General features: G+C 32.3%; 18 protein-coding genes and 1 tRNA gene. 10 read left to right on the forward strand and 9 right to left on the reverse strand.

Going from position 1 to position 19,838, the window contains the following annotated elements; genetic code table 11:
- Positions 1–2: 2 nt before the first annotated feature.
- The 3 genes from BHE19_RS05255 to BHE19_RS05265 form a co-directional block, all read right to left on the reverse strand.
- Complete coding sequence (locus tag BHE19_RS05255) at positions 3–1,682, reverse strand: DUF6909 family protein (protein ID WP_070906229.1); 1,680 nt, start codon at positions 1,680–1,682, stop codon at positions 3–5.
- Positions 1,683–1,809: 127 nt separating this feature from the next.
- Positions 1,810–3,294: a GH3 auxin-responsive promoter family protein gene (locus BHE19_RS05260; RefSeq protein ID WP_070906230.1), complete on the reverse strand. Its 1,485-nt coding sequence runs from the start codon at positions 3,292–3,294 to the stop codon at positions 1,810–1,812.
- 11 nt (positions 3,295–3,305) lie between these two features.
- Positions 3,306–3,806: a hypothetical protein gene (locus BHE19_RS05265; protein WP_017498755.1), complete on the reverse strand. Its 501-nt coding sequence runs from the start codon at positions 3,804–3,806 to the stop codon at positions 3,306–3,308.
- A gap of 212 nt (positions 3,807–4,018) precedes the next feature.
- On the opposite strand from BHE19_RS05265, the gene BHE19_RS05270 reads away from it, so the two are divergent.
- A complete protein-coding gene (locus BHE19_RS05270) occupies positions 4,019–4,201 on the forward strand; it encodes a Sec-independent protein translocase subunit TatA/TatB (RefSeq protein WP_017498756.1) in 183 nt (60 codons plus the stop codon).
- Between the two features lie 234 nt (positions 4,202–4,435).
- On the opposite strand, the gene BHE19_RS05275 is transcribed toward BHE19_RS05270, so the two are convergent.
- Complete coding sequence (locus BHE19_RS05275; protein WP_070906231.1) at positions 4,436–6,559, reverse strand: Tex family protein; 2,124 nt, start codon at positions 6,557–6,559, stop codon at positions 4,436–4,438.
- A gap of 116 nt (positions 6,560–6,675) precedes the next feature.
- Between BHE19_RS05275 and BHE19_RS05280 the strand changes: the two genes are divergently transcribed.
- Positions 6,676–6,945 carry a DUF1294 domain-containing protein gene (locus BHE19_RS05280; protein WP_070906232.1) on the forward strand — a complete coding sequence of 90 codons (270 nt, stop codon included), beginning with the start codon at positions 6,676–6,678 and terminating at the stop codon, positions 6,943–6,945.
- A 154-nt stretch (positions 6,946–7,099) separates the two neighbouring features.
- Here the strand turns inward: BHE19_RS05280 and rpiB are convergent, their stop codons facing one another.
- Together rpiB and BHE19_RS05290 are read right to left on the reverse strand one after the other, a co-directional pair.
- Complete coding sequence (rpiB, locus tag BHE19_RS05285) at positions 7,100–7,531, reverse strand: ribose 5-phosphate isomerase B (protein ID WP_070906233.1); 432 nt, start codon at positions 7,529–7,531, stop codon at positions 7,100–7,102.
- 813 nt (positions 7,532–8,344) lie between these two features.
- Positions 8,345–8,578 carry a putative signal transducing protein gene (locus BHE19_RS05290; RefSeq protein WP_017498760.1) on the reverse strand — a complete coding sequence of 78 codons (234 nt, stop codon included), beginning with the start codon at positions 8,576–8,578 and terminating at the stop codon, positions 8,345–8,347.
- A 173-nt stretch (positions 8,579–8,751) separates the two neighbouring features.
- On the opposite strand from BHE19_RS05290, the gene rnr reads away from it, so the two are divergent.
- Genes rnr through BHE19_RS05305 form a run of 3 tightly spaced genes read left to right on the forward strand, consistent with a single transcriptional unit; the run spans position 8,752 to position 12,318 of the window.
- Complete coding sequence (gene rnr / locus BHE19_RS05295; RefSeq protein WP_070906234.1) at positions 8,752–10,932, forward strand: ribonuclease R; 2,181 nt, start codon at positions 8,752–8,754, stop codon at positions 10,930–10,932.
- A gap of 25 nt (positions 10,933–10,957) precedes the next feature.
- Positions 10,958–11,626, forward strand: a complete 669-nt coding sequence (locus tag BHE19_RS05300; RefSeq protein ID WP_017498762.1) for a head GIN domain-containing protein — start codon at positions 10,958–10,960, stop codon at positions 11,624–11,626.
- A 14-nt stretch (positions 11,627–11,640) separates the two neighbouring features.
- On the forward strand, positions 11,641–12,318 hold the full coding sequence (locus BHE19_RS05305; RefSeq protein WP_070906235.1) for a LysE family translocator: 678 nt from the start codon (positions 11,641–11,643) through the stop codon (positions 12,316–12,318).
- Between the two features lie 761 nt (positions 12,319–13,079).
- On the opposite strand, the gene BHE19_RS22725 is transcribed toward BHE19_RS05305, so the two are convergent.
- Together BHE19_RS22725 and folB are read right to left on the reverse strand one after the other, a co-directional pair.
- Positions 13,080–13,150: transfer RNA gene (locus BHE19_RS22725), tRNA-Cys, on the reverse strand.
- A gap of 94 nt (positions 13,151–13,244) precedes the next feature.
- Positions 13,245–13,604: a dihydroneopterin aldolase gene (gene folB, locus BHE19_RS05310; protein WP_017498764.1), complete on the reverse strand. Its 360-nt coding sequence runs from the start codon at positions 13,602–13,604 to the stop codon at positions 13,245–13,247.
- A 107-nt stretch (positions 13,605–13,711) separates the two neighbouring features.
- Here folB and BHE19_RS05315 point away from each other — a divergent pair, with 107 nt between their 5' ends.
- The 5 genes from BHE19_RS05315 to BHE19_RS05335 all read left to right on the forward strand — a co-directional run bounded on the left by BHE19_RS05315 (position 13,712) and on the right by BHE19_RS05335 (position 18,702).
- A complete protein-coding gene (locus BHE19_RS05315) occupies positions 13,712–15,829 on the forward strand; it encodes a glutamine--tRNA ligase/YqeY domain fusion protein (RefSeq protein ID WP_070906236.1) in 2,118 nt (705 codons plus the stop codon).
- A 1,242-nt stretch (positions 15,830–17,071) separates the two neighbouring features.
- Entirely contained in the window at positions 17,072–17,551 is a 480-nt protein-coding gene (locus BHE19_RS05320) for a hypothetical protein (RefSeq protein ID WP_070906237.1), read from the forward strand.
- Between the two features lie 90 nt (positions 17,552–17,641).
- Positions 17,642–17,968 carry a YtxH domain-containing protein gene (locus tag BHE19_RS05325; protein ID WP_017495752.1) on the forward strand — a complete coding sequence of 109 codons (327 nt, stop codon included), beginning with the start codon at positions 17,642–17,644 and terminating at the stop codon, positions 17,966–17,968.
- 126 nt (positions 17,969–18,094) lie between these two features.
- Positions 18,095–18,445 (forward strand): hypothetical protein, encoded by a 351-nt coding sequence (locus BHE19_RS05330; protein WP_017495753.1) that lies wholly within the window; start codon positions 18,095–18,097, stop codon positions 18,443–18,445.
- 2 nt (positions 18,446–18,447) lie between these two features.
- Positions 18,448–18,702, forward strand: coding sequence for a DUF6327 family protein (locus BHE19_RS05335; protein ID WP_017495754.1), 255 nt, complete (start codon positions 18,448–18,450; stop codon positions 18,700–18,702).
- Positions 18,703–18,722: 20 nt separating this feature from the next.
- On the opposite strand, the gene BHE19_RS05340 is transcribed toward BHE19_RS05335, so the two are convergent.
- A complete protein-coding gene (locus BHE19_RS05340) occupies positions 18,723–19,706 on the reverse strand; it encodes an SPFH domain-containing protein (protein ID WP_017495755.1) in 984 nt (327 codons plus the stop codon).
- Between the last annotated feature and the right edge of the window lie 132 nt (positions 19,707–19,838).

Consider the following 19,838-nt stretch of genomic DNA (forward strand, 5'->3'; position numbering starts at 1 on the left):
TTCTATTTTACGTTGAAAATCTGTTCTAAAATTTTAATGGTAATCAAATACGTTGGTTTTACACCTGTTGTACCTAATCCACCTGAAGCTAATGTGCTACCCGTTTCCAATGGATTATCTGATGCATAATAAGCATAGCGAACTTTAATATCGTGTGGTACACTTTTTCTGATTTTAGAGGCAGACTGAATCGCTTTCTGATAATAAGAACCTTCCATTTCAAGACCGATTACACCCCAGGTAGACTCGTGGAAGAATTTCAACAAATCTCTGTTCTGCAATGATGTTCCTAAAACGGTAACCATAGCTCCTTCAAAAACGGCAATATCATTTCCTTCAAACATGGCTCCTGTTAATTCATTTTCAAAGAAATAATTATCAGCAGTTCCTTCATTTATGTGTGCAGTAGGAATCATAATATCTCCTTTTCCACCTTCCAGAATTCCGGCTTTACCCATTATCGAAACCGATTTTACGTTCAATAAAGTATCTTTTTTATACGGTTTCAAAAGTTCATCAATCGTTTCATAAGCCTGTTCTCCAAATGCATAATCCATTACAATAATAACTGGTTTTTCTTCTTCCAGTTTTGCTTTTGGAAAGGCTGTTTTTCCCCAGTCAATTTTAGCCGTATCAAAAATCTGAACATCGATATTCGTTCCGGAGCTATCCGGTAGCGAAATCATTCCGTTTTTTAACGCCAGCTCTTCTACATGGCTTCTAATTTCTTTAGCACCTGATTTACTTAATTCTTCATAAATATAGAAATCTGACTTCTCCTTAAATTTTGTTTTCAACAACGGTGTTGCAAAAATTGAATTCATGACACTGTGCATATTTGCACTAATCACATGAATTGGACGTTTTAACAGATTGTTTGCCTTAAGAACTTCCTTGATGTTAGTTGCCCATATTTCACCGTGAATATGGTGCCCTAAACGCTCTCTTAAAACCGGACTAAAGGTGATTGTACGTTTATTGTTGTCAATAACTTCTTCAATCGCCAGTTTTCCTAACCAGTAAATAACGTGAAGGAAACGATCAGGAGCATTCTCTGATCCAAAAGCGTCATAAATATCTAAAACTTCTTCAAAAGTTCTTGCCAGAATATTAGCAACATGTGAAATTGCTTTTTCTTTTTCTATTTGAGAAAGCTTCTTCGTCTGCAATACGGCTTGTTCTAATTTCAGCCAATCGCGGGAAACCTCTCCTCCATCATCTAATAAAACTCTGTTTTTAATTTTATGTGATTCGATGAAAATAAAAGTCAAATGCGTCAGAATATCATAAATATCGGATCGCCCGCGGGTGATTTCAACATTCATTTGCTCCTCATCAATTCGGTAACAGTTTCTTCTTCTTTTTGGAGGAACAATAGGTTGAAAATGTGATTTAGAATATCCTTCGTCTGAAGTTAAATTAATGAAACGACATTGCTCGATTCCTATCGGAAGACGTTCTATTACGTATAAAAGACCATTAAGTTCTACTTTTTCTTCCCCTATATTTCCGTATATCTCCGGACGTAATGCTAGTAATGACTCACGTAAACTATCTCCTGAAACTCCCATTGGTTTATAAAAACCACGGTTGAATAAGTGACGCATTGTAATGTACATTTTTTCTATAGCAGCAGATGATTCCTGTGCTCTTGATCTTGATATATGTTTGGTTTCTTTCATGCTATTCTATTTTAAAATCTTCTTCTTCAGAAGATGCAATTTGTATTTTTCAATCAACGAAAGTAGTAATTTAAAACTATAGTTTCATAAAACCCTAGTGTTACTAAACTGTTGTTTCATTATAATCTTACTTTAAATTATCAGCAATATCTCTATTATTTGATAATCTAGGGATTTTGTTCTGACCTCCTAATTTTCCTTGCGATTTCATGTATTCCTGAAATCCGTTTTTTGAAACTTTGCTTACCACAACTTTACGCAAAACATTTCCGGTTATCAAATCATCGTAGTAAATATTTTGTTTTCGCATCGAATTATCAATTGCTTCTGCAAAAACGTCCATGTTTTCGGGTTCTGTTTCAAATTCAATCAGCCATTCATGATACGGTAATCCATTTGAAGGGTTTATTTGCGGGGCAACTGTAAACTCATTAATTACGACTTTGGTTCCTTGCGTGGCTTCTTTCATCGCATTTTCGACCTCGTTTGCAATCACATGTTCTCCAAAAGCTGAAATAAAGTGTTTGATTCGGCCCGAAACAATAACTTTGTGAGGAAATAAAGAAGTAAACTGTACTGTATCTCCAATATTATAACGCCAGAGCCCAGCATTTGTTGAAATAATCAAAGCATAGTTAACACCTGTCTCTACTTCTCCAATGGTCAGACTTTTTGGATTTGGTTCAAAAAATTCATCTGCTTTGATAAATTCGTAAAAAATTCCTGAGTTCAGCAACAGCAGCATCCCTTTTTCTTTTTGAGAATCCTGATACGCGAAAAAGCCTTCCGAAGCGGGAAACAGTTCAATACTGTCTACCTTTCTGCCCATCAGATTTTCAAACTTGGCACGATACGGCTCATAATTTACTCCTCCGTAAATAAACAATTGAAAGTTTTTAAACAAATCCGTGATTTTCTTACCGCCGCTTTTTTCCTGTAAACGCTCAAAATACATCTGAACCCATGACGGAATTCCCGAAATAATGGTCATATCCTGTTCAATCGTTTCCTCAACAATGGCGTCAATCTTAGTTTCCCAATCTTCAATACAATTGGTTTCCCAGGATGGCATTCGGTTTTTTTGAAGATATTTTGGTACAAAATGCGCTCCTATCCCAGATAATCGACCAAATTTAATTCCGTATTTTTCAATTAAAATGGGACTTCCCTGAAGGAAAATCATTTTTCCATCAACAAAATCAGCATTTCCGGTTTCATAAATATAATGTAGAATCGCATTTCTGGATGCTTCAATATGAAAAGGCATCGACTCTTTGGTAAGCGGAATGTATTTGGCTCCGGAAGTTGTACCGGAAGTTTTAGCAAAATAAAGCGGTTTTCCTTTCCAAAGAATGTTTTTTTCCCCCATCCTCACCTTATCGATGTAGGGCTTTAAATCTTCATAATCCCGAACAGGCACACGTTTTCTAAAATCATGAACTGTTTTTATTTTATCAAAATGATGATCTTTTCCAAACTGAGTTTCTTTGGCACTGTGTATTAAACTCTTAAATACAGCTTGTTGCGTTTCGACCGGTTTATTGGCCCAGGCCTTGGTTTGATAATATATGGTGCTGGCAAATAATTTTGCTGCTACTGACTTAATAGACATTGTTTGAGGTATTAATTCTTGTCACTTTTCTTTTTATTTCGGGATTTTTCACCCGACTCCTTCTCCATTTTGGCCACTTCTTCTCTTAATTTAATTTCTTCTTCCGAAGCTTTCATATCCACCTCCGAAGGCTCATCTGTTTCTGCTAAAATAGAATCTTTATTGAATTTTGCATATTCCAATTCTCCTCTTAAAACCTTCTGAATCCCGTTTATATAGGCCTCATTTTTCTTTAAAGCAGTTTCCAGTGAATCTGATTTTATAGCCAATTCTGTCGCGTTCTTTTTTAATTCAGAGGAAGAATACCCCGGAATAAACTCGCGCAAAGGGGTAAAAGCAATGATGAAAGTAGTAATTAAAATCAAAAAAATTCCACCCAAAGTAAACGTCACAAAAACGTTCATTAAATTAAGTTTGAACGAAAAAATTTCTTCAAAAGTATCCTCATTCAAAATCACCAATCGGTTCTTAATGAATAAACTTTTCCTGAAATTGAACTTTTTCCTGGTCATTTATGGTTATTTATTACGAGCAAATATAACAATTAATCGTCTTGTTGCTGCGGGACAAAAATGAACGAATACACTTATTTTACTATTTTATAAAATATTTAACGCTGTCACAAACAAATATTTTAATCTAAAAAGACTCCTTGTTCGTATATTTCTATATACCTTTGCTTAAAATTTAGAAAACAATTTGCTTCGGCATTAAATATACAATCATGGGAAGATTAGGTCTTACAGAAATCCTCGTAATAGTAGGTATTGTGATATTACTTTTTGGAGGTAAAAAAATTCCGGAATTAATGAAAGGTTTAGGAAGCGGAATTAAAGAATTCAAAAATGCCGCTAAGGATGATCAATCTGCTCCTGCTGCTAAAAAAGAAGAGGAAGAAACAAAATAATAACTTTCGAGTTGTTAGAAATCCCAAATTACAATTATATAAGATTGTAATTTGGGATTTTTTTATTTCCTGTTTTAAAACTATCCATGACTAATACCAAACTGGTAAAATTAGCCACAGATTCGAAAAATTTCCACAGATTTCTTTAGTAATTGCGTATAAAATCTGTGTGAATCTGTAAAATCAGTGGCAAAAAAATACTCTCGGTACGCATTCTGGAAGTCGTATTCTCTTTTATAATATCATTGTCAGTTGAATTCTCTTTCTATCTTCATCAACCTCAGTAACCTTAACGTCAACATGCTGATGTAGTTTTACTACTTCGTTTACATCGCTGACAAATCCTGCTTTTAGCTGAGAAATGTGAACCAGGCCACTTTCTTTAATCCCAATATCAACAAAACAACCAAAGTTGGTAATGTTATTTACAATTCCAGGTAAAATCATTCCGGTTTTCAAATCTTTGATAGATTTTACATTGGCATCAAACTCAAAAACCTTAGCCGACTTTCTCGGGTCTAATCCAGGCTTTTCAAGCTCTTTTATGATATCTTTTAAAGTTAATAATCCAATTTGAGGAGTAATATAATTTTCGGCCTTAATAAGGGCTGTTTTCTCTTTATTAGCAATTAATTCATTTACCGAAAGTTTTAAATCTTTCGCCATTTTCTCCACAACCGGATACGCCTCAGGGTGCACTGCCGAATTGTCCAGCGGATTTTTAGCATTTGTAATTCTAATAAATGCAGCTCCCTGCTGATAAGCCTTATCTCCTAAACGAGGCACTTTTTTAAGTTGTTTTCTGTCCTCAAAAGGGCCGTTTTCAGAACGGTACTGAACAATATTTTCAGCCAGCTTCTCTCCTATTCCACTAACATAACTCAATAAATGTTTACTCGCTGTATTAATATTGATTCCAACCGAGTTCACGCAACGAATTACCGTATTGTCTAATTCTTCTTTTAATTTCGTCTGATCCACATCATGTTGATATTGACCTACTCCAATTGCTTTTGGATCAATTTTTACCAATTCGGCCAGCGGATCTGAAAGTCGTCTTCCAATAGAAACCGATCCACGAACCGTAACATCATAATTTGGAAATTCCTCCCTCGCAATTTTTGATGCCGAATATACCGACGCTCCTGCCTCAGAAACAATAAAAACCTGTAACGGTTTGTCGAACGCGATTTTTTTGATGAAAAACTCCGTTTCACGCGAAGCGGTTCCGTTTCCAATAGAAATAGCGTCAATCTGATACGCATTTACCATAGAACGAATTTTTTTGATCGCCATAGTTTCCTCGTTTTGAGGCGCGTGAGGATAAATGGTTTCATTATACAACAGATCTCCTTTTTCATCTAAGCAAACTACTTTACAACCGCTTCTAAATCCCGGATCGATTGCCAAAATACGCTTTTCTCCCAAAGGCGGTGCCAATAACAGCTGTCCTAAATTGTTTGCAAAAACCTGGATTGAATTAGCATCCGCTTTTGCTTTTGCCTCCTGCAAAGTTTCATTTCCAATAGCAGGATTTAGCAATCGCTTATAACTGTCTTCAATCGCTAACTGCAAATGGGCTGTTGTACTGTTTTGTTTTTTAATAATGATCTCATCAATAATGTCATAGGCTTCGTCCAGATCAACATCCACTTTCATTTTTACGAATCCCTCATTTTCAGCACGAAGCATTGCTAATAAACGATGTGAAGGCGCTTTTGTCAACGGTTCTTCCCACTCAAAATACTGACTGAACTTTTGAGCTCCTTCTTCCTCACTCTTCTTTTTTACAACTTTAGTTGCTATCACTGCTTTTCGTTGATACAATCTTCGCAATTGTTTACGAACATAAATATTTTCGTTTATCCATTCCGCGATAATATCTCGTGCGCCCTGCATGGCAGCTTCTTCATTAATCACATTTTCGTTCAGGTATTGTGTTGAAATAAAATCAACATCAACATCATTCTCCGACATAATGATTTTTGCCAATGGTTCTAAACCAAATTCACGCGCAACATCAGCTTTTGTTTTCTTTTTCTTTTTAAAAGGCAAATAAAAATCTTCTATTTCCTGTAAATCAAAACTTTGCTCTATTTTCTGTTTCAGTTCCGGTGTAAGTGATTTTTGTTCTTCAATAGATTTCAAAACCGCTTCTTTGCGTTTTACAATCGTTTCATATTCCTTTTGAAGTTTTGCAATCTGCTCAATTTGAACTTCGTCCAGATTTCCGGTTGTATCTTTTCGGTAACGGGAAATAAACGGAACAGTACAATCTTCTTCTAGTAATTTTACCGTGTTTTGAATGTTAATTGCTGCTGTTGGGACAGACTTGGCAATGAATTGAATATTAGTCATACTTTATAATGAAATAATTTCTGGATTAGAAAATGAGATAATCTGTCTGTCAAAATTGACATTAGATTAATCAATCACCCCGCTAAAATAATATCTTTGTTTTTAATTTTAAGCCGATGGAAATTTTATTAACGTATTTTTTAGTTGTAAATATCACTGTTTTTATTCTCGCAGGATATGATAAATATCAAGCCCGGAAAAACAAACAAAGAATTCCTGAAAACACCTTATTTTTTCTGGAAGCCATTGGTGGCACAGTTGGATTGTTCTTAGCAATGTTATTCTTTAGACATAAAACGAGCAAATCTTCTTTTATTATAAAATTCTCGTTTATTCTTTTCATTCAGATTGTATTGATTTATCTAAAAATGAAAGTTAAATTTTAAACAATTACATTGTTAATAACTACATAAATACCTTTTTATCAATTACTTAAAAATAAAATTTTAGTTATTTAAACAACAAACCGGATGAATTTTTAAAATCCGCCCGGCTTATGTATTTAGTATTGGTGCGAAGCACCGAATTTTTTTTGACTTTTTACTGGCAAGCAATTTTATTCACTCTGTTTTGATGTCTTCCGCCTTCAAATTCAGTTGTTAAAAAGGTTTCAACAATTTCAACTGCTTGAGCAATAGAGGTAAAACGAGCCGGAATACTTACAATATTAGCATCGTTGTGTAAACGTGTTAAATAAGCAATTTCTTTAGTCCAGCATAAACCAGCTCTTACTTTTGGATGTTTGTTAGCCGTCATTGCAATTCCGTTTCCGCTACCGCAGATTACAATTCCAAAATCAGCTTTACCTTCAGATACATCACTTGCAACCGGGTGGCCAAAATCAGGATAATCAACAGAAGCCTCTGTATCAGTCCCATAATTGGTTACTTCATATCCTTTTGCCTGCAGCATTGCAACAATTGCTTTTTTATAATCCGGTCCTGCGTGGTCATTTCCTATCGAAATTTTCATTTTTTTATACTATTAAGTTGTGTGGTACAAATTTACTCAATTAATAAATGTTTGCCACGAAATACATCAATTTTCACGAATTTCTTTTTTCTGCTCACTTATAAACATTACATAAATCATCTCAATTATAATGGATGTACATTCGTAAAACCAGCCGTCAAAAAACAAAATTTATAACTATCATACTATCAGATTCTTAACAGTTATCAACATTATTAACAACTCTGTAACTGTCTCATTACCAATAAAGAATAATCATAATATTTGTTAAAATTTTGAAGTGTTGATAGTGATTCGTAATTCGTTGATATTCAATTAACTTTAAGTTAACATTATTTGTTAATAAGTTAGAATAGAAAATAAGAAGTTTTTTTTGGTCGTGTCGAAAAAAAACCTAATCCAAAACGCAAATGAAATAACCTAATAAAGTTTCAGGAATTTTTGGAAAAGTTATCAATACCAAAAATGCCATTTTCAACAAATATCAACATATGAACTTATCTACAAATTGAATTCATTTTTGGTTGTCAACCGTTGTTAATTAAAATACAAAAACTCTTAGAAATTAATCCTTTAACAAAATATAAGTATGTTGATAACTCAAGATAACTAAGAGAAACTTCATTTCAATGCTTTTAAAAATAAATTTATTCGACATATTAACAAGCTATAATAACAACCAAATTTTTTTAAATTTTTAAAATTCTTTTTTGTTGTATTTAATATATGTTGACAACTTTGAAAACTGAAAAAGAAAAAAATTAAATTTTATTTGAATTCAAAGCTAATTTGAATTTGTTTTTGATTGTTGTTTCAAACGATTTTCAGAGGATTGTTCAGATTGTCCAGAATTTGCTGAACTTCTTCGAAATCGTTCGGATGAACTTTGAGTTTGATTCCACCCAGCGCAGTGCTGTACAAGGGAACGACAGACAGTGTCATTTCGTTTTCAAAAAAATAAGGAATCCCTTCCTGTTCTAATAAGTGTTTCAGAACCACGGTTTCGTGTAAATAATTGAATACAGCAATGGTTTTAAAGCTTTCCATATCAGGTCTTTTTGTAAAGATACTCAAATGAATAGTACCAAAATTTGTTCTTGGTACTAATTTGAATAGACGAATTGCAACGACTTCCAGAAAGTTATATTTTTAATAATTTATTTGTTAAAATATATAATCTGATATCTTATTTGTAATTTTAAACTTTTAAGAAAAGATATATGAGTAAGAAAATTAGAAAGCCGATAAAAAAAGAGAAAGATTTCTCTAGTAAAATAGTAAAAATTTTATCGCAAAGCCCTAATAAAGGATTCAACTACAAACAAATAGCAGCAAAACTTGAACTTGACGATACTAAAAGCAGAAATCAAATTATAAAAGATTTAAAAATTCTGGCTGCTTCAAAGAAAATTATTGAATCAGAACCGGGTAAATATTTAGTAAAAGCCGAAAGTCAGGATTATTACGAAGGCACAATTGATATGACCAGTAGGAAAACGGCATATTTTATTTGTGATGAGTTTAGCGAAGATGTATTTATTCCAACCAATAATTTAAACAGAGCTTTAGACAAAGACAAAGTAAAAGTTTATGTTTACAACCGAAGAAAAGGTAAAAGACCTGAAGGTGAAGTAATTAGCGTAATCGAAAGAAACAAAACGGAGTTTGTTGGAGTAATTGATATTCAGGCCAATTTTGCCTTTGTATCTACCGCAAACCCTAAGATGTATACGGATATTTTTATTCCAAAAGATAAACTGGGAGAAGCAGAAAATGGTGACGTTGTTTTAGTTGGTATTGAAGATTGGCCTAAAAGAGCCGATAGTCCGTTTGGATCTGTATTAAGAGTTTTAGGAAAACCCGGAGAACACAATACGGAGATTCATGCGATTTTGGCCGAATACGGTTTACCGGCAGATTTTCCGGTAGAAGTAGAAGTTTATGCTCAAAAAATTGATACCTCAATTCAGGAAGCTGAGATTGCAAAACGTCGTGATATGCGTGATACACTTACGTTTACGATAGATCCGAAAGATGCTAAAGATTTTGATGATGCCTTATCTTTCAAAAAGTTAGAGAATGGAAATTATGAAATTGGAATTCATATTGCCGACGTTTCCTATTACCTGGAAGAAGGAACAATCTTAGATGATGAGGCCTATCAACGTGCCACTTCGGTTTATTTGGTCGATAGGGTAGTACCAATGCTTCCGGAAGTATTGTCTAATTTTGCCTGTTCATTACGTCCAAATGAAGAGAAATATACTTTCTCAGCTATTTTTGAAGTTTCTCCAACTGCACAGGTTATTAACCAATGGTTTGGAAGAACTGTGATTTATTCTGATCAGCGATTTGCATACGAAGAAGCACAGTATATAATTGAAACAAAAGACAATACAATTCCTGTTGATATCTCAATTACCGGAGAATCGTATACGGTTTCTGATGAAATTACGGAAGCCACTTTAAAATTAGATGAGTTAGCAAAGATTTTAAGAAGAAAAAGAATGGCCAATGGTGCTATTTCTTTTGATAAAGTCGAAGTAAAATTCAACCTGGATGAAGAAGGAGAACCGGAAGGAGTGTATTTCAAAATTTCAAAAGATGCCAATCATCTGATCGAAGAATTTATGCTTTTGGCCAACAGAAAAGTAGCAGAATACATTGGTAAACAAAAGAAAACATTCGTTTACAGAATCCATGATGAACCTAACGAAGACAAATTAATTGCGATGCAAACCTTAATTGCTAAATTTGGTTATAAAATAGATTTTAGAAACAAAGGAGATATTTCGAAATCACTGAATGCTTTGATGGAAGAAGTAAATGGTAAAAAAGAGCAGAATTTAATTGATACTCTGGCGATCAGAAGTATGAGTAAAGCGAAATATTCGACAGAGAATATTGGTCACTATGGTTTAGCTTTTGATTATTACAGCCATTTTACATCACCAATTCGTCGTTATCCGGACGTTATGGTACACCGCTTGCTGCAGTATTATTTAGACAATGGAGCTTCTGTAGATGAAGAAGCCTACGAAACAAAATGTTTACATTGTTCGAATATGGAAAGTTTAGCCACTAATGCTGAGCGTGACAGTATCAAATACATGCAGGTGAAATACATGCAGGATCACCAGGACGAGGAATTTCTTGGTGTTATTTCTGGTGTTACGGAATGGGGAATTTATGTGGAGATTGTTTCCAACAAATGCGAAGGAATGGTAAGAATCAGAGAGATAAAAGATGATTATTATACTTTCGATGAAAAACAATATGCATTAGTTGGAGCCACTTCAAACAGCATTTTACAATTAGGAGACGAAATTTATGTAAAAGTTAAAAATGCTGATTTAGTTAAAAAACAGTTGGATTTTCATTTTTTAAGAAGAGCAGAATAGAAGTTTAATTTAAAAGAATAGAAGTATGAAAAAGTTAATTATAGTAGCTGCAATTTTATTGGTTCAGATGTCTTTTGGTCAGGTTACTAAAGAGTTAGGTGATTTTGATTCGGTTAAAGTATTTGATAAGTTAAGTGTAAAATTAGTTCAGTCTTCAGAAAATAAGATTGTAATTAAGGGAGCAAGAGAATCAGAAGTCGAAGTTGTTAACAAGAAAGGTTTATTAAAATTAAGAATGCCTTTTCCTAAGTTATTATCAGGAAATGATTTGGATATTACCGTATATTACAAACGTTTAGAGCTTATAGATGTTAATGAAGGAGCTAGTGTTAGTAGTAAAGATGTTATAAAAGCAACGGTATTTAAAGTAAGTGCACAAGAAGGCGGAACGATTAATGTTGAATTAAATGTTGATAAACTTAATGTAAGCTCCGTTTCCGGTGGTTCAATTACTTTAAGTGGTAAAGCCGATAATCAGGATGCAGGTCTTGGAGCCGGTGGTTATTTGTTGGCAAGTAAATTAAAGACCTCACAAACGAAAGTAAGCGTTTCTGCGGGAGGAAAAGCAGATGTGAATGCTTCAACCCTTGTTGATGCAAAAGTGAGCGCAGGAGGCTCTATTTACATTTATGGAAAACCGAAGCAAATAAATCAAAAAACGGTTTTTGGAGGTAAAATTGAAGAAGTAAAATAAGAAATTGTATTTGAATGATAAATGATATTTTGGCTGGACTGCCATGGGGACTTTTTTTAAGTTTTATGGTAGGTCCGGTATTTTTTATACTATTGGAAACCAGTATTACGAAAGGATTCAGAGCTGCATTAGTTTTTGATCTTGGTGTAGTATTAGGTGATATTTTCTTTATTGCAATTGCCTACTTGGGAAGTTACAGACTGATTCAGAGTTTAAAAGACAAACCTGCTCTTTTTATTTTTGGCGGAATTATTATGCTGGCGTACGGTATAATTTCTTTCGTAAGACTAAAGAAAGAAGCAAAAATAAACGACGAAGAAATCGATCGTGATATTATTAAAAGAAACTATGGTAGTTTATTTGTAAAAGGCTTTTTATTGAACGTTATTAACATTGGTGTTCTTGGTTTTTGGTTAGCCGTTATTATTTCTGTTGGTCCAAAATTAGAAATGCAAAATTCGAGAATGTTTACTTTTTTTACTTCGGTTATCATTACCTATTTAGTAGTTGATTGCCTTAAAATATTATTAGCCAAACAATTAAAATCAAAAATGACACCTACGAATATCCTAAAAATTAAAAAAGGTATTAGTATTGTATTGATGGTTTTTGGTGTTGTTTTAATGATTCAGGGTTGGTTTCCGAAAGAGAAAGAAATGGTTAAAAACGCTTTCGAAAAGATTGAAAAGTAAGTTGTTAATAACTCCAAATTATAAAATTAAACCTCTGTATATCAGAGGTTTTTTTATGTTTATAATGTTTTTTTTCGTTCTGAGGAACGAAGAACGACAAGATTGTGTAATTGTACTAAATATAAACCGGACAGGTTTTTAAAACCTGTCCGGTTTGTTATTGTTGACAATGTTATTTTGCGTAAACTTTGTCATTTCGAGGAACGAGAAAGCTTAGTAAGAAGCTCGACAAAGATTGACAATTGTTACGAATATTTACTTCGTTGCTAAACCGGACAGGTTTCAAAAACCTGTCCGGTTTGCTATTGTTAACAACGTTATTTTGCGTAAATTTTGTCATTTCGAGGAACGAGAAATCTTAGTAAGAAGCTCGACAAAGATTGGATAATTGTTGCATAGTTAATTGCTAAGATTTCTCCTTACGTTGAAATGACAAGATTGATGGAAAATTTAGACATAAAAAAAGAGATAGATTTCTGTATCTCTTTTTGAGATATTGTTCGGATTCGAATATAAATCTTTATCTAATTTTTTCTAAAAATTACCATAAAAAAAAGACACATTTCTGTATCTCTTTTTGAGGTATTGTTCGGATTCGAATATAAATCTTTATCTAATTTTTTCTAAAAATTACCATAAAAAAAAGACACATTTCTGTATCTCTTTTTGAGGTATTGTCCGGATTCGAACATAAATCTTTATCTAATTTTTTCTAAAAATTAAACATAAAAAAAACCTCTAAATTTCTTTAGAGGTTTTAGAGGCATCGTCCGGATTCGAACCGGAGTAGGAGCTTTTGCAGAGCCCAGCCTAGCCGCTCGGCCACGACGCCATTACTTGAACGGATGGCAAAAGTAACTAAAATCTTTAAATTTCAAAAGTTTCAAAGTAACTATTTTAAAAAATTAGCATTTTTAAAGAAAAAATTATTTTCTCGTTTCCGTCATTTTTATAGTAACTGTTTCAACATCACCACCAATAGGAGGATTTATCTTAGAAACCCAAACAGTAGTTTTTTCTATCATTTCAATCTCCGAAAGTACACGAATATTGATTCTTTTGGCTACATGCTCTAATAAATGAGAGCGAATTGCCATTTCTTCGGTTACAATTTTGTTCAAATGAACGTAATCAACAGTATCTAACAAATGATCTGTTTGTGCAGATTTTTGTAAATTAGTTTTGATTTTTAGATCAACCGTGTAATCAGATCCAATTTTTCCTTCTTCAATTAAACATCCATGGTAGGAAAAAGTACGGATGTTTTTTAATTTTATAACTCCCATTTTCTTATTGTTTAAAGTTTAAAGTTTCAGGTTCAACGACACTTAAATGACTTTAAACCTGAAACCTGAAACCTTTTTTTTATCTTTGCTAAAATTACTATAAAATAATGGCATCAGAAGAGAAATCACTCAATTTTATTGAACAAATCATAGAGGAAGATCTAAAATCAGGTCTTTCTAAAACTAAACTTCATTTTCGTTTTCCACCAGAACCAAATGGATATTTGCACATTGGGCATGCAAGTTCTATTGCATTAAATTTTGGTTTGGGAATTGATTATCAGTCACCTGTAAATTTACGTTTTGACGATACAAATCCCGAAAAAGAAGAACAGGAGTTTGTTGATGCTATAAAAAAAGATGTAGAATGGCTGGGATATACCTGGTCAGAAGAACGTTATGCTTCAGATTATTTTCAGCAATTATACGATTGGGCAGTTCTGTTAATTAAGAAAGATAAAGCTTATGTAGACAGTCAGTCTTCAGAAGAAATGGCGATTCAAAAAGGAACTCCGTCAACGATAGGAACTGATAGTCCGTACAGAAATCGTTCAGTTGAAGAGAATTTAGACCTGTTTGAAAGAATGAAAAATGGTGAATTTGAGGCTGGTACTCATATTCTTCGTGCCAAAATAGACATGAAATCAACCAATATGTTGATGCGTGATCCTATCATGTACAGAATTTTACACAAACATCATCATAGAACAGGGGATAACTGGAAAATCTACCCAATGTACGATTGGGCACATGGACAAAGTGATTATTTGGAAGGCATTTCACACTCATTTTGTACACTGGAATTTTTGCCTCACCGTGAATTATACGATTGGTTTTTAGACCAAATTTTTGAAGATAATAAACTACGTCCGAAGCAGAGAGAATTTGCCAGACGTAATCTTTCGCATACAGTTGTAAGTAAAAGAAAATTACAGCAACTAGTTAAGGAAAAGCATGTTAACGGTTGGGATGATCCTAGAATGTCAACCATTTCGGGACTAAGAAGAAGAGGTTATACTGCTGCATCTTTGCGTAATTTTGCTAATACAATTGGTATTGCAAAACGTGATAACCTGATCAGTGTATCGGTTTTAGAATTCTGTATCCGTGAAGATTTGAACAAAATTGCACCACGTGTAATGGCCGTTTTAGATCCGGTAAAATTGGTAATAACAAATTATCCTGAAGGAAAAGAGGAGTGGTTGGAAGCCGAAAATAATCAGGAAGATGAAAATGCAGGTTTCAGAAAAGTACCTTTTTCACGTGAATTATATATCGAAAGAGAAGACTTTTTAGAAGAAGCCCCTGCTAAATTTTTCCGTCTTACTTTAGGAAAAGAAGTACGTTTAAAAAATGCTTATATCATTAAAGGAGAAAGTGTTATAAAAGATTCAGAAGGTAATATTACAGAGATTCATGTAAGTTATGACACTGATTCTTTAAGCGGAAGCGGGACAGAAGCAAGTCAGAGAAAAGTATCCGGGACCTTACATTGGGTTTCCATTCAGCATGCAGTTGAAGCAGAAGTTCGTATGTACGATCGTTTGTTTACAGATGAAGCTCCGGACAGTTATAAAGAGAAAAATTTCTTAGATTTTGTGAACCCAAATTCGTTAGAAATAATTACAGGATTTGTTGAACCAAGTTTGGCTACAGCTCAAAATGAAGATAAATTTCAGTTTCAACGTTTGGGTTATTTTACAGTGGATAAAGATTCAACTCCTTCAAAATTAGTATTTAACAAAACGGTTGGACTAAAAGATGCCTGGGAAGAGAAGGGTAAAAAAGAAGAAAATAGTATCAACAATTCTTTGAAGGATATCAATAAATATTTCAAAGTGGAGACAAAAGCAGAACGTATTGCTATTGAAAGTGCAATAGGGGAGAGCATTAAAAATGTTTCTAGTTTTTCGTTGTTGCAAAATTCTTTAAAGAAGAATATTAACAATAACAAAGGATCATTGTTGTTTGCTCAGTTTATCCTAAAATATTCAAGTTTAAAATCTCCTGATTTTGAAGAAGACGATATTAAAAAATTGTACACGATGTCTCTTCGCAGTGAATCTACTTATGTGAGATCTAAAGCACTTTTAAATTTAAGAGATTTAGAAAATGAAAGTTTAAGAAAGCAATTTGAAGAAGATATTTTGAAGTTACATTCAAATCCTCCAAAAAATGCTTCGGAGAGAGAAATTGAAATTCTTTCTGAAATGATTCAAAAATAATATAATTATAATCTATTAAAAAGCGCTTTTTATAAGCGTTTTTTTTATTATTTATATTTTCTATTAATACTTAAAAAAATATAGAGGTTTTAGATTGAAAATAGCCTTCATAAGTTGATTTTAAGCTATAAAAAAACTTCTTTCGACTCATTTATCATCTTTATAAAAATAGTTAAAAATTTAGCTTTATTTTAATTTTAGCTTTTATTTTAGTCAGATTTGCTGCTTTTGAACATTAGATTATGGAAAAAGTTATGAATTCGACTGGTTTTGCAAATTTTCCAAAGAATTTATTCAATCTTATCACTTTTGAAGCAAAATGAAAAGTGAAAACTATATTAATTAATTTTATCTATTAAGTTTTATTATAATTAAGTTTATAGTTATTATTTATAAAAATTATTTAATATATTAATTTTATAGTTTTTATAGATTAAAAATGACTTTCATAAATTAAATTTAAGACAGAAAAAATAATCAGTGGAGTTATTTATCATCTTTTAAAAAATGATTTAAAAATAAAGCTAATATTAATTTTAGCTATTTTTAGGGTAGAATTTTTAGACGAAGAACCCATTATTGCTCATAAAATTCGTAGTTATCTAATTTTTGTAAAACGGAAGATAAATTTGGTTCAAAAGAGAGATTTAAATGGGAATTTTAACCAATTAGCTTATGATTTATTTTAATTATAAAATTTTAATTTTGTTATGTTTTTATCTATTATTTATAAAAACTATTTTATTTTTAAAATTTATAGATGTTTTAGATTAAAAATGGCTTTAATAGAGTGGTTTTAAAATAATTTTTTATTTCTTCCATATCATAACTCATTTATTGAATAATCGTTGATTTACGGCCTTTATTTTAGTTTTTGATGTTATTTTTCTCAGTTTAACGGGTTATTAACACACAATTGTTTATAAAGTTCGTATTTTTATGCAAATGTCAAATTGAAAATGTTTTTCGATAATTTAAAACGAAAGCTGAGAATCGAAAAGTGAGTTGGGGTAAAGTTTAAAAATGATTCATTTTTACTTTAGTTTTAATTCTGAAAATGAATTCTTGCCAATCGTTTTATATTCTAATTTTCATTGTGATCTCATTTTGATAATATTTTAGGAGATAAGTATTTTTTCAAAATAGTTTCATAATGTTAAAAATCATAGAATTATTCATACTGATAGTTTCAAATTTTGATTTTCAATTTTTGACTGTAAACAATTTTAAATTTATTTAGTTATGAAAAATATTATTATTACACTGTCGTTTTTATTTGCAAATCTTGCAATTGGTCAAACACACCAAATTACAAAACACAATGGAGAACAATTGGATGTTAATTTCATCAAACAGGAAAATGATTTAATTTATTATTCATTAGATGGGAGTAGAGAAGAACAGAAAATTAGTAAGTACGCAGTTTCACAATTGACCAATAAAGAAACAAAAGAAACTAAAAAAATAACCGATAAAGTTCTGGTTGATTCTAAATCAGATTACAAATTGGTTACCGTTTTGCCTCAGGAGAAAACAGCCGGTTTGAAACAGGTGGCTAATTTTTCAGGAGTGTCAACAAAGACAAAAGGGGAGTCGCCACTTGCAAATCAGAAACAGACTGCTATGAGAATAAAAGCAAAATCGGCTTCAAATGGATATCCATTTGTGAGTATTGTTGAAAAAGCAGATGGAAAGTATGAAGCGGTAGCTTATGCGTATTAAATTTTGTGTTAACTTTTATTAAATAACATCAAGTCAATATTTTATAGTTTAAAAAAAGAGTACCTTTATTAATCACTTAAATTAAATATTATGTCAAAGAATCTAAATACTGTAGCAGCAATTATAGGTGCTGCGGCCGCTGGTGCAGCGATTGGAATTTTATTTGCTCCTGATAAAGGATCTAAAACTCGTGCTAAACTGAAAGAAGGTTTAGATGATGCGGCGCATAATTTAAAAGATTCACTTTCAGCAAGTTCTGAAGTACTGCGTGAAAAGTTTACACATGCAAAAGAAAATTTAGACGGAACTTATGGAGAGCTGCTTTCAAATATGAGTTATAAAACAGAAGAAGTAATTAGTTTCTTAGAAGCTAAACTGGCTGATTTAAAAGCACAAAACGCTAAACTTCAGAAATAATAATCCGGAAGCACAAAGCTTAGAATGATTTGTTGGATTGTTTCGGTTATTTTATTCTTAGAATAACCAAATGACAATTTTTAAATCATAAGTTTTGTGCTTCTTTTTTTAACCAAAACTACAACTATGGCTTTTGAAGAATTAAAAGAGAATACTGAAAATATTCAGGATCAGGCTAAAATTTATCTCGACAGTCATTTGGCCTACTATAAACTTTGGGGTTTTAAGGTCGCAATGAAATCGACCACTCTGATTTTTAAGTTTACTTTGATATTATTGTGTGTTGGAATGGTATTACTTTTTGGATCTGTAGCAGCAGCATTCGCTTTTAGTAATTTGTTTGGAAGTTACACTTTAGGATTCCTGACAGTAGGAGGGATCTATCTTTTGGCAACAATACTACTTTTCTTTGTAAAAGATAAGTTTGTAGAAGGACCAATTTTAGAGAAATTTTCAGAAATATTTTTTAATGATTAATTATGGAGACAAAAAAATATTCATCATACGCTGAAATCGAGAGAGATTTGGAAATTCTGAAATTAGAGAAAGATATTAATTACCAAAAATTAGTATTAAGTTTTCAAAAAACTAAAGAGTCTATAACACCACAAAATGTAATTAACGGAGTATTTTCTTCTTATAAAGAGTATTTCTTTAACTCATATCCACAAATTTTACAATCCATTTTACCCTATATTATCAATTGGTTTATAAAGAAAAAAAGAGGCAAATAAGCCTCTTTTTCTTTTTTAAATTATTTTATTTCCGGTTGAATGTCATCTTCATAACCGGATTGTTGTGGTTCGATTGGTTTTATTTTTTCAATTTTCTTGTTCGTTTTTTTCATCATTTCACCAACCTGGTTAGAAGCTGTAAACGAAGCAACCATATTGTTGAGCATATCACTTCCGGCTTGTGGAGAATTTGGTAACAAGATTAGGTTCGAATTGGCATCAGCACCAATTGCCTGTAACGTATCATAATGTTGTGTAACTACAATTAAGGCAGAAGCTTCCTGAGAATTGATACCAACATTGTTTAAAACTTCAACACTTTCTACAAGACCTCTGGCAATTTCACGACGCTGATCTGCAATACCTTGACCTTGTAAACGTTTGCTTTCGGCTTCGGCTTTTGCTTTTGCAACGATTCTGATTCTGGAACTTTCGGCTTCAAATTCAGCAGCAGTTTTTTCTCTGTCAGCAGCATTAATTCTGTTCATGGCATTTTTTACCTGAATGTCAGGATCAATATCAGTCACCAAAGTATTGATGATATCATAACCATAAGTGGTCATCGCTTCATTCAATTCTCTTTTTACTGCAATCGCAATATCATCTTTTCTTTCAAAAACGTCATCCAGTTTTAGTTTTGGAACTTCGGCACGTACCACATCAAATACATAAGCTGTAATCTGATCGTGTGGATATTCTAATTTATAAAAAGCATCGTATACTTTTTCCTGAATAACTTTAAATTGTACCGAAACTTTCATTTTTATGAAAACGTTGTCTCTGGTTTTGGTTTCAATAATAACATCTAACTGTTGTATTTTAAGATTAACACGTCCGGCCAATCGGTCAACCAAAGGAATTTTTAATTGCAATCCTGAATTTCTTACGCTTAAAAATTTCCCAAATCTTTCTATAATTACTGACGATTGTTGTTTGACGGTAAAGAAGGAGGACATTAGTATAAAAAATGCCAGGACTAAAATGATAATAAATGCTGTGTTCATGGTGATAATGATTTAGTTTTTGATGTTGTAAATTACGAATATTCTTCCAATTTAAAATTTTAAAACATTAAAAAAACGCTAAGAACATTTGTTTGATGTTACCTAGCGTTTCTATTTTTAAATGGAATTCTT

The organism is Flavobacterium tructae (genome assembly GCF_001853485.1).
In the GTDB taxonomy this organism is placed as follows: domain Bacteria; phylum Bacteroidota; class Bacteroidia; order Flavobacteriales; family Flavobacteriaceae; genus Flavobacterium; species Flavobacterium tructae.

What these genes read in the sequence shown, in the direction of transcription:
- BHE19_RS05315 (WP_070906236.1), top strand. Translation starts at nt 13,712, where the DNA reads ATGGCATCAGAAGAGAAATCACTCAATTTTATTGAACAAATCATAGAG.
- BHE19_RS05330 (WP_017495753.1), top strand. Translation starts at nt 18,095, where the DNA reads ATGGCTTTTGAAGAATTAAAAGAGAATACTGAAAATATTCAGGATCAG.
- BHE19_RS05335 (WP_017495754.1), top strand. Translation starts at nt 18,448, where the DNA reads ATGGAGACAAAAAAATATTCATCATACGCTGAAATCGAGAGAGATTTG.
- BHE19_RS05325 (WP_017495752.1), top strand. Translation starts at nt 17,642, where the DNA reads ATGTCAAAGAATCTAAATACTGTAGCAGCAATTATAGGTGCTGCGGCC.
- BHE19_RS05340 (WP_017495755.1), bottom strand. Translation starts at nt 19,706, where the DNA reads ATGAACACAGCATTTATTATCATTTTAGTCCTGGCATTTTTTATACTA.
- rnr (WP_070906234.1), top strand. Translation starts at nt 8,752, where the DNA reads ATGAGTAAGAAAATTAGAAAGCCGATAAAAAAAGAGAAAGATTTCTCT.
- BHE19_RS05290 (WP_017498760.1), bottom strand. Translation starts at nt 8,578, where the DNA reads ATGGAAAGCTTTAAAACCATTGCTGTATTCAATTATTTACACGAAACC.
- BHE19_RS05255 (WP_070906229.1), bottom strand. Translation starts at nt 1,682, where the DNA reads ATGAAAGAAACCAAACATATATCAAGATCAAGAGCACAGGAATCATCT.
- BHE19_RS05320 (WP_070906237.1), top strand. Translation starts at nt 17,072, where the DNA reads ATGAAAAATATTATTATTACACTGTCGTTTTTATTTGCAAATCTTGCA.
- BHE19_RS05280 (WP_070906232.1), top strand. Translation starts at nt 6,676, where the DNA reads ATGGAAATTTTATTAACGTATTTTTTAGTTGTAAATATCACTGTTTTT.
- rpiB (WP_070906233.1), bottom strand. Translation starts at nt 7,531, where the DNA reads ATGAAAATTTCGATAGGAAATGACCACGCAGGACCGGATTATAAAAAA.
- folB (WP_017498764.1), bottom strand. Translation starts at nt 13,604, where the DNA reads ATGGGAGTTATAAAATTAAAAAACATCCGTACTTTTTCCTACCATGGA.
- BHE19_RS05300 (WP_017498762.1), top strand. Translation starts at nt 10,958, where the DNA reads ATGAAAAAGTTAATTATAGTAGCTGCAATTTTATTGGTTCAGATGTCT.
- BHE19_RS05305 (WP_070906235.1), top strand. Translation starts at nt 11,641, where the DNA reads ATGATAAATGATATTTTGGCTGGACTGCCATGGGGACTTTTTTTAAGT.
- BHE19_RS05275 (WP_070906231.1), bottom strand. Translation starts at nt 6,559, where the DNA reads ATGACTAATATTCAATTCATTGCCAAGTCTGTCCCAACAGCAGCAATT.
- BHE19_RS05270 (WP_017498756.1), top strand. Translation starts at nt 4,019, where the DNA reads ATGGGAAGATTAGGTCTTACAGAAATCCTCGTAATAGTAGGTATTGTG.
- BHE19_RS05260 (WP_070906230.1), bottom strand. Translation starts at nt 3,294, where the DNA reads ATGTCTATTAAGTCAGTAGCAGCAAAATTATTTGCCAGCACCATATAT.
- BHE19_RS05265 (WP_017498755.1), bottom strand. Translation starts at nt 3,806, where the DNA reads ATGACCAGGAAAAAGTTCAATTTCAGGAAAAGTTTATTCATTAAGAAC.